General features: G+C 48.6%; 11 protein-coding genes. 3 read left to right on the top strand and 8 right to left on the bottom strand.

Annotation, left to right across the window (positions count from 1 at the left end; genetic code table 11):
- Positions 1 to 30 precede the first annotated feature (30 nt).
- Complete coding sequence (locus tag BACCOPRO_RS10840; protein ID WP_008143587.1) at positions 31 to 252, bottom strand: immunity 17 family protein; 222 nt, start codon at positions 250 to 252, stop codon at positions 31 to 33.
- A 5-nt stretch (positions 253 to 257) separates the two neighbouring features.
- Entirely contained in the window at positions 258 to 683 is a 426-nt protein-coding gene (tsaE, locus tag BACCOPRO_RS10835; RefSeq protein WP_022277632.1) for a tRNA (adenosine(37)-N6)-threonylcarbamoyltransferase complex ATPase subunit type 1 TsaE, read from the bottom strand.
- 338 nt (positions 684 to 1,021) lie between these two features.
- Between tsaE and BACCOPRO_RS10825 the strand changes: the two genes are divergently transcribed.
- Both BACCOPRO_RS10825 and BACCOPRO_RS17245 read left to right on the top strand, forming a co-directional pair.
- Positions 1,022 to 2,377, top strand: coding sequence for a DUF3667 domain-containing protein (locus tag BACCOPRO_RS10825; RefSeq protein ID WP_008143581.1), 1,356 nt, complete (start codon positions 1,022 to 1,024; stop codon positions 2,375 to 2,377).
- A gap of 37 nt (positions 2,378 to 2,414) precedes the next feature.
- Complete coding sequence (locus tag BACCOPRO_RS17245; protein WP_169306515.1) at positions 2,415 to 3,770, top strand: DUF3667 domain-containing protein; 1,356 nt, start codon at positions 2,415 to 2,417, stop codon at positions 3,768 to 3,770.
- Between the two features lie 39 nt (positions 3,771 to 3,809).
- Here BACCOPRO_RS17245 and BACCOPRO_RS10815 read toward each other — a convergent pair whose 3' ends face one another.
- The 6 genes from BACCOPRO_RS10815 to BACCOPRO_RS10790 form a co-directional block, all read right to left on the bottom strand.
- Entirely contained in the window at positions 3,810 to 4,628 is an 819-nt protein-coding gene (locus tag BACCOPRO_RS10815; protein WP_008143578.1) for a metal ABC transporter permease, read from the bottom strand.
- A gap of 23 nt (positions 4,629 to 4,651) precedes the next feature.
- On the bottom strand, positions 4,652 to 5,077 hold the full coding sequence (locus BACCOPRO_RS10810) for a hypothetical protein (RefSeq protein WP_008143577.1): 426 nt from the start codon (positions 5,075 to 5,077) through the stop codon (positions 4,652 to 4,654).
- Positions 5,078 to 5,097: 20 nt separating this feature from the next.
- Entirely contained in the window at positions 5,098 to 6,330 is a 1,233-nt protein-coding gene (locus BACCOPRO_RS10805) for a 3-phosphoshikimate 1-carboxyvinyltransferase (RefSeq protein ID WP_022277629.1), read from the bottom strand.
- A 186-nt stretch (positions 6,331 to 6,516) separates the two neighbouring features.
- Positions 6,517 to 7,677, bottom strand: coding sequence for a PepSY-associated TM helix domain-containing protein (locus BACCOPRO_RS10800; protein ID WP_008143575.1), 1,161 nt, complete (start codon positions 7,675 to 7,677; stop codon positions 6,517 to 6,519).
- An 8-nt stretch (positions 7,678 to 7,685) separates the two neighbouring features.
- Positions 7,686 to 9,086, bottom strand: coding sequence for a DUF4374 domain-containing protein (locus BACCOPRO_RS10795; RefSeq protein WP_008143574.1), 1,401 nt, complete (start codon positions 9,084 to 9,086; stop codon positions 7,686 to 7,688).
- A 28-nt stretch (positions 9,087 to 9,114) separates the two neighbouring features.
- Complete coding sequence (locus BACCOPRO_RS10790; protein ID WP_373920406.1) at positions 9,115 to 11,511, bottom strand: TonB-dependent receptor; 2,397 nt, start codon at positions 11,509 to 11,511, stop codon at positions 9,115 to 9,117.
- Positions 11,512 to 12,100: 589 nt separating this feature from the next.
- Between BACCOPRO_RS10790 and BACCOPRO_RS10785 the strand changes: the two genes are divergently transcribed.
- A complete protein-coding gene (locus BACCOPRO_RS10785) occupies positions 12,101 to 13,399 on the top strand; it encodes a hemolysin family protein (protein WP_008143571.1) in 1,299 nt (432 codons plus the stop codon).
- Positions 13,400 to 13,423 lie beyond the last annotated feature (24 nt).

Raw genomic sequence — 13,423 nt, 5'->3', positions numbered from 1 at the left:
ATAGGGGAAACATTTGATTCGGGTACGGATTTAGTTCCCTTGTGTCAGTTGGCAGAAGAAATAGACTCCTGTGGCAATCATCAGCAGACCGAGCGCCGCATAAAAGAGACGTGCCCGTTTCCGTCCGGCATTGGCGACAATGAATTGCGTGTTTCTGGCCGTAAAGAACCAGTTCCAGTTGAACAGAGAGGCCAGTAAAGCCAGCAGTCCAACCAGAATAAAGATAAACTGGAGTGTATAATGAAAAGCCATGATGCTTATTCTGCTGCGTCAAAGCGGACCAGACGGTTTCCGTCTTCCGTCTCTTCAATGGTTACGCTGACAGCATCGCCCGGCAGCAGTTCTTCAATCAGTTCCGGCCATTCGATGAAGCAGAGTGCTCCGCTGTAAAAATAATCTTCGTAGCCCATGTCGTATACTTCTTCCAGCTTTTTGATGCGGTAGAAGTCGAAATGATAGATCAGTTCGCCTGTCTCGTCAGAACGGTATTCGTTGACAATGGCAAAAGTCGGTGAGTTGATCACATCCGTTACGCCCAGTTCTTCACAGACTGCTTTGATGAAGGTTGTTTTTCCGGCACCCATCTTTCCATAAAATGCAAAGATTGTATTGTCTCCCATAGCTGCAATGAATTGCTTGGCAGCTTCGTGTATATGATCAAGTGATGTAATTTTGATTTCCATAATTCCTTTTGTTTCTAGCTTCTGCAAAGTTATAATAAAAAACGGAATATCGGCAGGACTGCCTGTGTTTTGTTGTATTCTGATAAAGACCGGCAATTCAGAGTTTGGAAGGTACGGTTCCGGCTGCTGAACATAGGTTGTCTGCCGGCTGGCAATTTGAAAAGGATGAATCAGGCAGGTGAGGCTTTGACAGAAACGTCGGAAACGGCTTCACTTAACGGACAGGTGGGAACGTTTGTTCATCAGATCGAAGGAAAAAGCAGGAGAATGTTTGCAAAACCCAGGAGTGAATTATACTTTTGTAAAGAAAAAGAGAAAACACAAACTTAGAAGGCAAAATGAAAAATACAGAAGAAACGAAACGCTCCTTTTCATTCTCCGTTGAGTGGGGGAAACTTCGGGAGAGAGGAAAAGCACGTAAGCGTCGCATGCTGCGTCAGATTGAATTGATGAGATTACGCCGGATCCGGCAGCAGAATGTTCCGCAGTATACCTATTGCAAGAATTGTGGAACGAAACTGGAAGGCATGTATTGTTATCAGTGCGGGCAGTATGCATTGGATCCTCGGCAGCCTTTCTGGAAATATTTTAAGCAGTATTTTGAAAATGTATATCAGTACGACAGCAAGATGTGGCGTACGTTGTGGCTGATGTTCACTCGTCCGGGACTGTTGACATGTGAGTTTAATGCCGGGAAGATCAATTCTTATATGCATCCTTTCCGGTTGTATATGTGCGTTTCCGTGGTGTTTTTTACCGTGATCTTTATGCTTACTTCCGAACTGGTGAACTTCAAGATGTCCCAGCAGGGCAATCCGGAACTTTCAGCTTCGCTTGTGGAACGTCTGAAAAAGCCTCAGGCTGCGGAAGCGGATACGGTCGTTTATGCTTATCACGGTAGAGAGTTGCTCGACTTACTGGCCTCGTCCGGTATTCAGGAACCGGAACATCTGGTGAAAGTCATATCTTTCAGTGATCGTCGGAATGCTTTGTCATTGATCCATATGCCCCGGATATTGTTTGATGCCTGTCGTTATCATCCGGTGGAAATCGATGAATCCGATCTGGAAGATATTCAAGGCTTCCATGAGCTTGGGACGGAGGGACAGCAATGGATGGGTGAGAAAAAAGATGTCTTGCAAATGGCTCTGGCATTCCGTCTGGACAGTTTGGGAAATGCTCTGACACCTGTTTATGAATGGGGAGAACAGGATCGGAATGATGTGACTTATTTGCGCAGTCAGTCGTTTACCAATGGTTTGATTGGAGGACTTTCCAAATGGACACCTTTTTACATGATGTTCCTGCTTCCTCTCTTTGCCTTCTTGCTGAAATTGTTTTTCAGAAAGAAGCGGATACCTTATATGTGTCATTTCGTGCATGCCATTCATTTGAATACCGTCCTGTTGCTGGCATTGTTTGTCTTGCTGATTCCTTATCTGGCATCCGGTCCGTATTCGGCGTTTCATAAAGCATTTGATTCAGCCCTGTTACCGGTCTCGCTGGTTTTCCTGGCAGGACTGTTTATCTATCTTTCTGTGTCTTTCCATACGGTTTACCGCGAAGGATGGGGAAAAACACTGATCAAGAACCTGCTTTTTAGTGGAATCTTTACGCTTCTGGCCCTTGTGATAGCAACAGTGATGCTGACCTGGGTTCTTTACGGAAGCATGGAAGATTCGGGAATACTATGAACCCTTCTGAATATCATTTATTAAGAACATGTCGTTTATGAAAAATATAATTACTTGGTTTTCCACATACCAGGAAAAAATGAAAAAGCGTACGTTGCGGATTCACCGGAATATTGAAGCAGCCCGCCTGCGGAGAGCACGACGGAAAAGAGGATTGGCATACACTTATTGCAAGAATTGTGGAACGAAACTAAAAGGAATGTATTGTCACCGGTGCGGACAATATGCTTTGGATATTTACCAGCCTTTCTGGAAATACATTCAGCAATATTTTGAAAATGTCTATCAGTTCGATACAAAAGTCTGGCAGACTTTATGGCTGATGTTCACCCGTCCCGGTTTTCTGACACGTGAGTTCAATGCCGGTAAAATCAATTCCTATGTACATCCTTTCCGGTTGTATATGTTTGTTTCGGTTTTGTTCTTTACATTCTTCTTTATGGTTGCAGAGGAAGAAACCGACAAGGCACTGACTACGTTCCGTTCTTCGAAGATTACTTCCGGGCTGGTGGAAAAACTGAATGAAGGGAGTTTTCCGCAGGATACCGCTGTGTACGTCTATAATGGAAGGGGACTGATTGCTGCTCTTGAGAACCGGGGAGTGGAACATGCAGACAGTCTGATTTCAGTAACCCGTCTGTTTACTTCGCTGGAACTGGACTGGGTAGCCATGCCCCGTATTCTGCTGGATACTTGTTGCACGAAACAATATCCAACGGGTTCCGAGCTGGATGAAATCCGTCAGATTCAGGATCTCCTGGCTGCTGATTCTCTTCAGGCCGGAGAGGAATATGGGGTTGATCTGATTCCGGGGATGACAATTTATAATGAGAACCAGCTGACTGCAGAAAAGATAGAGGCCTGTATGAAATTTCAGGCAGATTCTCTGAAAGGAGAGCTGACTCCGGTTTACCGCTGGTCACAAAGGGCTGAAGAATCCGATGCCTTGCGAGAAAATTCACTGGCTGCTTATATGATCGGACAGTTGTCCAAATGGACTCCTTTATATATGATGTTTCTGCTTCCTTTGTTTGCCTGGTTGCTGAAGAAGGCGTATCGCAAGAAACATATGCCCTATATGTGGCATTTTGCACATGCTGTTCATCTGAATACCCTGTTTCTTATCTTGTTGCCTTTGCCGTTGGCTTATGCACTGACAGCCTTTGACTGGCAGACTCTCTCTCTGGCACCGGGAGTAGACATTGCATTCGGTTTGTTTGCAATTGCCGTATTTGCCTATATGCTCTGGTCGCTTCATACGGTATATCGGGACGGATGGATCCGGACATTTCTGAAGACTTTGTTGGTCATTGTTATCTTTACCGTTCTTTCCTTCCTGTTTGCCGGAATTGCTATCGTATCTTTGCTGATGGAGGTTTCCAAGCAGGTCTGATTGCTTTCGTGACCGGAATCAGCAGACTGCCGGAGCTGTTCAGATGCTTCTTTCCTTCGAATGCATCAGGCGGAACAGTTTGGCTATGGTATAAATAAGAATGGAAACAAAGATGATGGATGCTCCTGAAGGAACCTGTAACTGATAGGAAAGTAGCAGACCGCCCAGGCAACCCACGTAACCGATTCCAATGGAAAGCCAGATGATCCGCTTGAAATTGTGGGTAAACAGATTGGCTGTCATCTGCGGAAGTGTAAGCAGGGAGATGGCCAGCACGATACCTACCATACGCAGACAGGAAACGATTGTCAGGGCAATAAACATCATCAGCAGATATTCGAAGGCAGCCACCGGAATGCGCTGGGAGCGTGCGAACTCGCGGTCGAATGCAATAGCCACAATTGGCCGGAGAAAAAGTGCGAAGAAAACTGCCAGGACAACGCTTAGAATGGCCAGCAACCAGATGTCACTCTGTGTAATAGTCAGGATATTTCCAAAGAGGAACGACGAGAGGTCGGGGGTAAAACCGGGCGCCAGAAAGCTGAAGATGATACCTACAGCCATACCGAAAGTCCAGAATACAGCAATGGCTGAGTCTTCACGCATGTCACTCCGCTTGCTGAGCCATTCCACACCGAATGCGGAAAGAATAGAAAAGATGGCAGCAGTGAGCAGGGGAGAGAGGCCGGTGTACAGGCCGATACCTACGCCTCCGAAAGAAGCATGCGTGATACCACCGCTGATAAAGACCAGCCGCCGTGTTACGATGTATGTCCCGATGATGCCGCATGCGATGCTGGCAAAGAGACTGCCCAGCAGGGCATTCTGGAAGAAAGTATATTGAAATAGTTCGTTCATGTCTGTTCAGGAAATACGAATGATCAGGAATGTTGGAAGCGCCGTTCGCCAACGATGAGGAACAGTTCGTCTTTCAGTTCGTCAGGAAGTTCGATACCCCGAAGTTGCAGGCTGCGGCTCCATCCTGCCACTTCCTCCTCTTTCATGGTAAACATGATTTCGCGGAATTCATCAATTTCCTCATCGCTGTATTCATTGGCCTGACGACCTTTGAAGCGGTCCAGTTCTTCGTCATCGTAATATTCGATCTTTTTGCTGACGGCAGCCAGCAGACTTTCCTTTTCGCAGATCTGATGCTGTCCGCAGCATTCACTGTCTACATCCACCACGGGAGGAGCTTCCTTCAGTTCGCCGCGGTCTATTTTTTTCTGAATGTTCCGGTTGTAGAAATATCCGGCTACCAGTCCGAACAGAGCTACTCCCACCAATGCTAATATAAGTATCCACATAATCTAAAAGTCTTTTTTATTTATGCTTCCGTAATCTGGAATCCTGCTGTCTGCAAGTCCTTCCAGAAGTCCGGATATGATTTTGAAACTACTTGAGGTTCATTGATCTGCAGCCCCTTGAACTTGAAGCAAGCCGGAGCGAACGCCATGGCCATGCGATGATCCTCGTAGGTGTCAATGGCAGGGCAGGCATCCGGTTCGCAGCGTTCCCCGTCCCAGATCAGTACGGAGCCTGCTTCTTCCCTGAGCAGATATCCGAGTTTTTTCATTTCTTTGATCAGAGCAGCCATCCGGTCGGTTTCCTTGATCTTCAGACTTTGAAGTCCGCTGAACCGGAAGCGGATACCAAGCAGTGCACACGTAACGACAAAGGTCTGTGCCAGATCCGGCTGGTTGGTAAAATCGTTAGTCAGTTCTTCCACACAAGCTGAGGTTCGGGTAAGTTCTACATACTTTTCATGGTAGGTTGTGCTTACTCCCAGTCTGGAAAAGAGTTCGGCTACCCGTGCGTCACCTTGCAGGCTGTCCTGATACAGATCGGGCAGGCGTAATGTTGCCCGGGGAGTCAGAGCGGCAAACGCATACCAGTAGGAAGCCGCACTCCAGTCGCTCTCTATATAATAAGGTGTAGGCTGATAGGGCTGAGGCTTTACTTCGAGTATGTTCGGCCCGGTCCATCCGGCATCAGCTCCGTTTCTGTTCATGAGTTGTAGGGTAAGGTCAATGTAAGGACGCGAGATGATTTCTCCTGTCAGGGTGAGTCTTAAACCTTTTTTCAAAACGGGACCGATCATCAGCAGGGCCGAAATGTATTGTGAACTGACATTTCCCGGCAGACTGATTTCGCTTTGGGTCAGTTCTGTTCCGGTAATCTTCAGCGGAGGAAAGCCTTCGTTTCCGGCATATTCGATTTGTGCACCCAGTGAACGCAGGGCGTCTACCAGAATCCGGATCGGGCGCTGCTTCATCCGTTCCGTTCCCGTGATGAGATGAGAACCTTCCGTGACCGAAAGATAGGCAGTCAGGAAACGCATGGCTGTTCCTGCGGCCATAATGTCGATAACCGGCTTCATTTCCTGCAAAGCTTTCACCATGACCCGCGTGTCGTCACAATCCGAAAGATTTTCGATCGGAGCATGACTCTGCGCCAGTGCCCGAATGATCAGGGCGCGGTTGCAGATGCTTTTGGAAGAAGGCAATTGGATGGTAGCTTGTATTTGATTCGGTGCTGTAAGTTGTATCCGTTTTGTCATATCTTCGTCTCTTGAAATAACCTTTGCAAAGATAAAGAATTCTTTTGAAGTTCTTCTTTCTGTTTCCGGCAAATGTTGGCCGGGGAAATCCGGAAAAGAGGAAAGGCATCTGCACGTCCTGTCTGTCAGACGCTGCAGATGCCTTTTCCGGAGTATGTGGATTCAGCGGATCCTCAAGGCAGAGGGTCAGTCCGTTGCCGGAATTCTTTTTCCGGACCGGCGGGAACTTTTCTTTTTCAGCCAGAGCCAGTAGCCGGTCAGCGGAAGTGTTCCTCCGATCAGGGAAGCCAGGAAATAAAGTACCTTGGTGATTGTTCCTCCCCAGCTTCCCGTGTGGAAAGCATAAAACCAGCCCTTCAGTTTGTTGGCACGCGGGAGATCTTTGTAATGAGTCACCTGAATGATTTCACCGCTGTTCGGATCAAAACCGGCTGTATCATTCCGTCGCATGCTGGCAGACGGATCCGGAGCAATCTGGGCAGTGCCGTTGCTGAGTGTGATGGATTTATACTCAGGGTAGCTGATCTGCAGTTCCTGCCAGGCCTGATCCCAGGCAATGTAGTTTGTCTGCTTTCTTTTCCGTTCCTTTCCTTCCTGATTTTTCTTCCCGGAAGAATCATGTCCCGAAGCAGAAGCCGGTGAAGCGGCCTGTGCGGACTGTCCGCCTCCGAAGAGGGAATAGGCAGCTGTCCGATACCATCTGAACGACCAGGTCAGACCGGTCAGGGCCATGACCAGCAGGAAAAGGAAGGAATAGAATCCCAATGCAACGTGTGTGTCGTACCAGAAGCGGCGCCATCCTTTGCGGACGGAAACATTCAGCCGGTTTTTCAGGGCCTTGCGGGTTCGCGGAACCCAGATGACCATTCCGCTGATCAGGATGAATACCATCAGCAGAGTCGACACACCGACAATCAGTTTACCGGTTGAGGAAGCTCCCTTCTGCGCGGGAGCATCCAGCAGCCAGCGGTGGAGCTTGCGCATGGTCTGGAAAAAGGAATAACTTTTGAGCCATCCCTTCACTTCGCCCGTATACGGATCGATGCTCAGCGTTTTTCTTGGCAACTGACGGAATGTGGCAAGACAAGCCTCTTCCGGATTTCCGGCATACTGAAGCGAGGCCAGTGTCAGTGAATCACCCGTCTGTTTGCGGATACATGCTTCCAGTTGTGAAGGAGTCAGCCGCGATTGGTCCCGGGGAACTTCCACCTGATAAAGATCGCCGTTCAGAGCACGGGTGATTTCTTGTTCGAAGACGAGGCTTGCCCCCGTCAGGCAGATGATCGCGAGAAACAGCCCGACGGGAATGGAAAGCCATAAATGTATTTTAGCAAAGAATCGTTTCATGGTTCAGCTTATTCCTGTTTGTTCAGTACACCGGCCGTTGTGATCTGGTCGGCCTTTACACTCAGTCCTTTTGTTGCCTGTCCGGTTTTTACGTCCACTTTATAGAATGCGGGATAATCGCCGGTGGTGACATTGACCGGAATATAAACAGCACCGTTTTCTCCGAACGGTTCACCGCCGATCGACATGTCAGCAGGCAGTCCGCTGACTGGAGTGATGGTTCCTTCTTCGCCTTTGAAGACCGCCAGTTCGCTGACATCTGCACTGGTTCCGTCATTGATCATGCTTTCAGCCCCGTTTTTGTAGAGCTGGAGCAGGAAGTAATCTTCGGTGGCATGCCAGCAGCGATAAACCGGATGTTTCGTTCCGATTTCTTCCAGGTTGACATAATAACTGCTGTCGAAGTCAGTTTCTCCGGCCTTGATACGCATCACGCCCGAAGGAAGTTGTCCGGTTACCGCCTTCAGTTCATCCGTTGAAACCGTGGAACGTCCGTATCCCGGAGAGAACACATAGATGTCTCCGTTATCGGCAGCCCAGATGGTCTGGTAATATTGTGAGCGCATGCGTCCGCAGGCATATCCGATTTTTCCGGTACGCGCGATGACAGGCTTGTCGCTGAAACTGCTTCCGTTGTAGATTGCCACGAAGGCTGAGTCCGGATACTGGGTGCGAGGGATCTCCCCCTGTTCGTAACTGCTGCTGCCGCTTCCTCCGTCTGCCTGTGCTTTCAGTGCTTCGTCTGTCACCATTTCCGGCCATTGACCGATGCCGTACTTACTCATTCCCATCGGGATAACGGAAGTATAGACACGGCTGTTGGCTTCTACGACTCCCGAGAAGGAAACAGTTTCTCCATTGCCCAGGAAGTTTTCTGCATTGATACTGCTGGCAGACTGTGAACCGTCACTTTCGTTCAGGTAGTTGAACAGGAGAGCCTGAGCTATGTTTCCGTTCGCATCGGTGGTCTTGCTGTCACCGGTTGAAACGGTGACCACATTCTCTCCCCAGGTTCCATAGGTCGTGATGCGGTTGTAGGTATAATCATATTTTTTCTGGATGTCGCCTTGACCGTCCAGATAATAAGACGCTCCGGTACCGCTTCCTCCTTTGTTGTAGACCAGCGCGAAGACCATTTTCTGATCTTTATACACCCAATACGTTGCATCAATGACTTCTTTGCTGTTGTCCAGTGAGACTTCACCTTCGTCCAGTGAGGAAGCTGTTACCAGATAGCTGGCATCGTCCACCGTTGCAGCGATTACATAAGCACTGTTGCCGCTTCCGGTGTTGCCTTCGTTGTTTGTTTCGTTGTTTACCGGGTCTTCGTTAGTACATGAAGTCATCATGCCGATTCCCCCCAAGCATAATGTTGCGGTCAGAGTTCCGACCAGAAATTCTTTTTTCATATGGTTTTATTGATTGATTTTAATTTGTTTACTTGCCAAAATGTACTCTTACTTTTCCATAAAAAGCGCGTCCGGCTTTCTGCAGGCTGAAGTTGTCAAACAGCTTCTCGTTGGTCAGGTTGCGGCATTCAAAGGAGAAGTTGTATCGTCCGTTCTTCAGGCTGTAACTCATGGAGAGGTTGTGTGAGAACTGTTCCGGAATCATGTTCTTATCCTTGCCGATGCCTTCCCAGTAGAGCGGAAAGTCATGCTGCCAGAAACTGTCGTATGTCAGACTGAACGTGTTTCCTTTGGCGAACAGGTTGCGCCAGGTGAAAGTGGCATCCAGATTCGCATACCGGTAAGGAATATTGGGCAGTCTTTTCTTGTATGTGACGCTTTCCTGCAGGGAGCCTCCGGTGACATACCGTTCATAGTTGCGCGTATCAATGTTGTTGTACGTTCCTCCCATGTTGAACCAGTGCGAGAAATTGTAGCGCAGGCTGACGGTATATCCTTTGGTCTTCACGTGTCCGTGGTTTTCGTAGATTCCGAACTGTGTCGTGCCGTTTTTCCCGAATCCGCGCTTGATGTAATCTTTGGTGTCCCGGTAAATGTAGCTGGCTTCCGCATAGAGACCGTGTTTCCCGAACGAATGTCCGTAACTCAGATTGAAATTCAGGTTGTGACTGTTCTCCGGGCGGAGGTCTGTCTTGCCGGCTTCCAGGTCTTCGTCACCGAAGAGTTCGTCGGTAGTGGGCAGGCGGTAGGCTTTCTCATACGACACCTTGGCCTGCAGTTCTTTATAGATATAATATGTACCTGCGGCTCCATATCCCCAGGCACTTACGGTCTTTTCCATGTTCTGATAGTTGCCCACGCCGTCGCTGCTGGTTGAAACCGGTCCCTGATTGAACTGATGATAATGCTTTCCGAAGACGGAGGCATTCCATTTTTCCGACGGGACCACGCGGTAGGACAGACCGGAAATGTTTTTCCGGGTGACTTTGGGAATGTCGAAAGCAGTCAGCACCGATGAAGTTCCCGTATAGGAGCGGCTGGTTCGCCGGAAGTTGCTTGCTACATGATGAAAAGTCAGTGTATGGATTCGTCCGAAGCGGTAGTTCAGGTTACCCGTCGCATTCCAGTTGGTGTTCTTCGACTGGCTGCGCTGATACGCCTGTTCGCCGCGCACTCCGTTGTCGTAGTATTCGCCCAGCCAGTTATAATGACGTGAAGCCGTGTCTACGTTGTTCGTAAAATTATGGTTATAGTTGGCTGTCAGTGTCAGGTCAAGATTCCTGACCAGCAGGTTGTGTTTCTTGTACTCCACCGACGGCATGAGCGAATAGCCGTGGCGGAACTTCTCGCCGAACACCGTTTCCTGATACACACCCGTCTGTATTTCCTTGTAGAAGTGGGTATATCCCAGACTGAACATCAGGCGGTCGGCCCAGGTCTTTCCCGTGAAGCCCAGCTTTGCGATGACAGCTTCATTGTGGAACTGGTCGTTGAAACGTTTCATCCGATACTTCTTTCCGTCCTGCGGAGGGAAATAGATGCTTCCGTCTTCCATGATCTCGAAACGGCGTACCTCATTGTCGATGTAATAATCGTTGTCCGAAAAGTTCTGGAATGCATTGACTTCGTAAGTGAAGCCGTTGGCGAATGTCTGGCCGAAATTCACGTACGACTTATGCGTGTTGAAGGATCCGTACGAGTAGGACGCATCCAGGAACCAGTTGCGCTTACTCTTGTTGGTCACGATGTTGATTACTCCCCCGATGGCATCCGTACCGAATCCTACGGGGACGACTCCTTTATAGACCTCAATCCGTTCCGCATAGTTGACCGGAATGTTGTTGATGTCGAAAGCTGTTCCGGCTCCTTCCTGCGGCACGCCGTCAATGAACACCTTCACATGGTTTCCGCTGAATCCGTCCAGCATCAGCTGCATGTCTGAGCCGACGCCTCCCGACTCACGCAACTTCATGCCCGGAAGTTGCTGAAGGGCTTCTCCCAGATTCTTGGTAGAGTTCTGAAGTTCCTTTGTATCGACAGCCACCGCATTGAAAGCCGACTTCTTGACCCGGCTGATTCCGCTGGCCACCACTTCCACTTCTTCCAGTTCCGTGAGCGACGGCTGCAGCACGATGTTCTGCCGGGTGCGTCCGTCAGGAGCAATCCGGATTTCTTTTTCAACGGTCTCAAAACCTACGGCAGACACGATCAGTGTATAGGTTCCCGCCGGAGCTTTCAGATGATAAATACCCTTTTCGTTGGTCATACACCCGTACTTGGTTCCTTTCAGGTAAACTGTTGCAAAGTCGACAATGGAGTTGTCGGCCGACAGGATTTTCCCGGAAAGCAACGTACCTTGACGTTGTGCAAGGACCGGAAGCTGGCATACTGCCAGACAAAGCAGGGCCAGGATGCAGTGTGTAATTTTTGTTTTCAATGTAACCTCGTTTCTATCTGTTAAATACCTATTGTTTTCCGTCTGCAAAATTACTTCTGTACCTGTCCTTCCGCAATTCCAAAAAATGGGTATTTTCCGCTTCCCGGATCCGTTGCGGACTAACTATTTTTAGGTATTTTGTGAAAGGAAGGGACTTTCCGGACGCGAAACATCGTGTTTTCGTATCTGCGGCATCATGCAGTAGGACAATTTGACATCGTGCGGTCGCTGGGCCTGGATCGTGCGGTCGTTGAGGCCGGATTGTGCGGTCGTTTTTTTGCATTGACCAGTCAATGCGAAGGTATCGAGCGGTCGATTCCGGAAGCCCTCCGGAAAGCCCGAGGGCTTTTAAAAAAATGTCGAAACGTTTTTAAAAAAGACTTCGGCGTGTGAGGCAAAACGTTTCGGCGTTTTCAGGCACTTGTCCGGTCCTAACTTGCAGGCTCAAAGCAGCTGTTGGAAATCAGGCCGTCACAGAAAAATCCTTTCATTTGTTAAAACAATATAATTGTCTGTCATCTTATTTTAAAGATGTGAACTATACATTACTTTTGCGAAGTAACACAATTTATTTTTCATGGATGAAATTATAATAATCATCGGGCTGATCCTACTGAACGGTATTTTTGCCATGTCGGAGGTGGCGTTGATATCAGCCCGTAAATCCCGACTTTCTACTGATGCAAAACAGGGGAGTAAGGCTGCCAGGATGGCCTTGAAGCTGGCGAATGAGCCGGATCGTTTTCTTTCAACTGTACAGATTGGTATTACATTGATCGGTATTCTGACCGGTATCTATTCCGGAAATAAGATTGCTGTCAGCCTGACGGACCTGATGCACTCATGGGGCATGTCGTCAGCCTATGCACCGGCTGTAGCACAAGGTGTCATTGTGGTGATTGTCACTTATCTGACCATTATTTTCGGTGAACTGGTTCCCAAACGTATCGGTATGAGCATGGCAGAAAAAACGGCCAAGATCGTTGCCCGTCCGATGGGAGTATTGGCCAAGATTGCCTTGCCTTTCGTGTGGTTACTGGCCAAGAGTACGGAAGTGATCTTCAATCTGCTGGGCATCAAGGAAACAGAAAACAAGGTGACAGAAGAAGAAATCAAGTCGATTATTCAGGAAGGAACCGAAGGAGGCGAGGTGCAGCCGGTGGAACAAGACATCATGCAGCGTGTCTTTATGCTGGGTGATCTGAAGGTCAGTTCCATCATGACGCACAAGAGTGATATTGTATGGTTCGATGTGGATCTTTCGGCTGAAGAAGTCAAGGTGAAACTGAGCGACCAGCTGTATGAGTTTTATCCGGTAGCCGAGGGGGATCTGGATCACGTGAAGGGAGTAGTCTACCTGAAAGACCTGATGCTGCATCTGTATGAACCGGACTTTAATCTGGCTTCGCTGGTTCATGAGGCCACTTATTTCCCGGAAGGAATGAATGTCTATAAAGTGCTGGAACAGATGAAACAGCATCGTATCAGCCGTGCCCTGGTCTGTGATGAGTTCGGTGCCTGCATCGGTATCATTACGCTGAAGGATATTCTGGAGGGACTGGTTGGTAACATGGACGATGCCGACGAAGAACCGGATATTATCAAACGGGTGAATAACGACGGATGGCTGGTTGACGGACAATGTCCGTTCTATGATTTCCTGTGCTATTTTGACCGTCGGGACTTGCTGGAGAACGTGGAATATCATACGGTAGGCGGTCTGATTCTTCAGGAACTGGAGCGTATCCCTCAAAGCGGAGAAACGATAGAATGGAAAGGCTTTGTCTTTGAAGTCGTGGATATGGACGGGGCACGTATCGACAAGGTACTGGTGACCCTCGTGCCGACGGATTCAGACGGAGATGAAGAGGCGTAACCGCCGGACAGACAGAAAATAAAT

Source organism: Phocaeicola coprophilus DSM 18228 = JCM 13818 (assembly GCF_000157915.1).
Lineage (GTDB): Bacteria > Bacteroidota > Bacteroidia > Bacteroidales > Bacteroidaceae > Phocaeicola > Phocaeicola coprophilus.
This window is presented reverse-complemented; position numbering and strand designations above follow the sequence as displayed.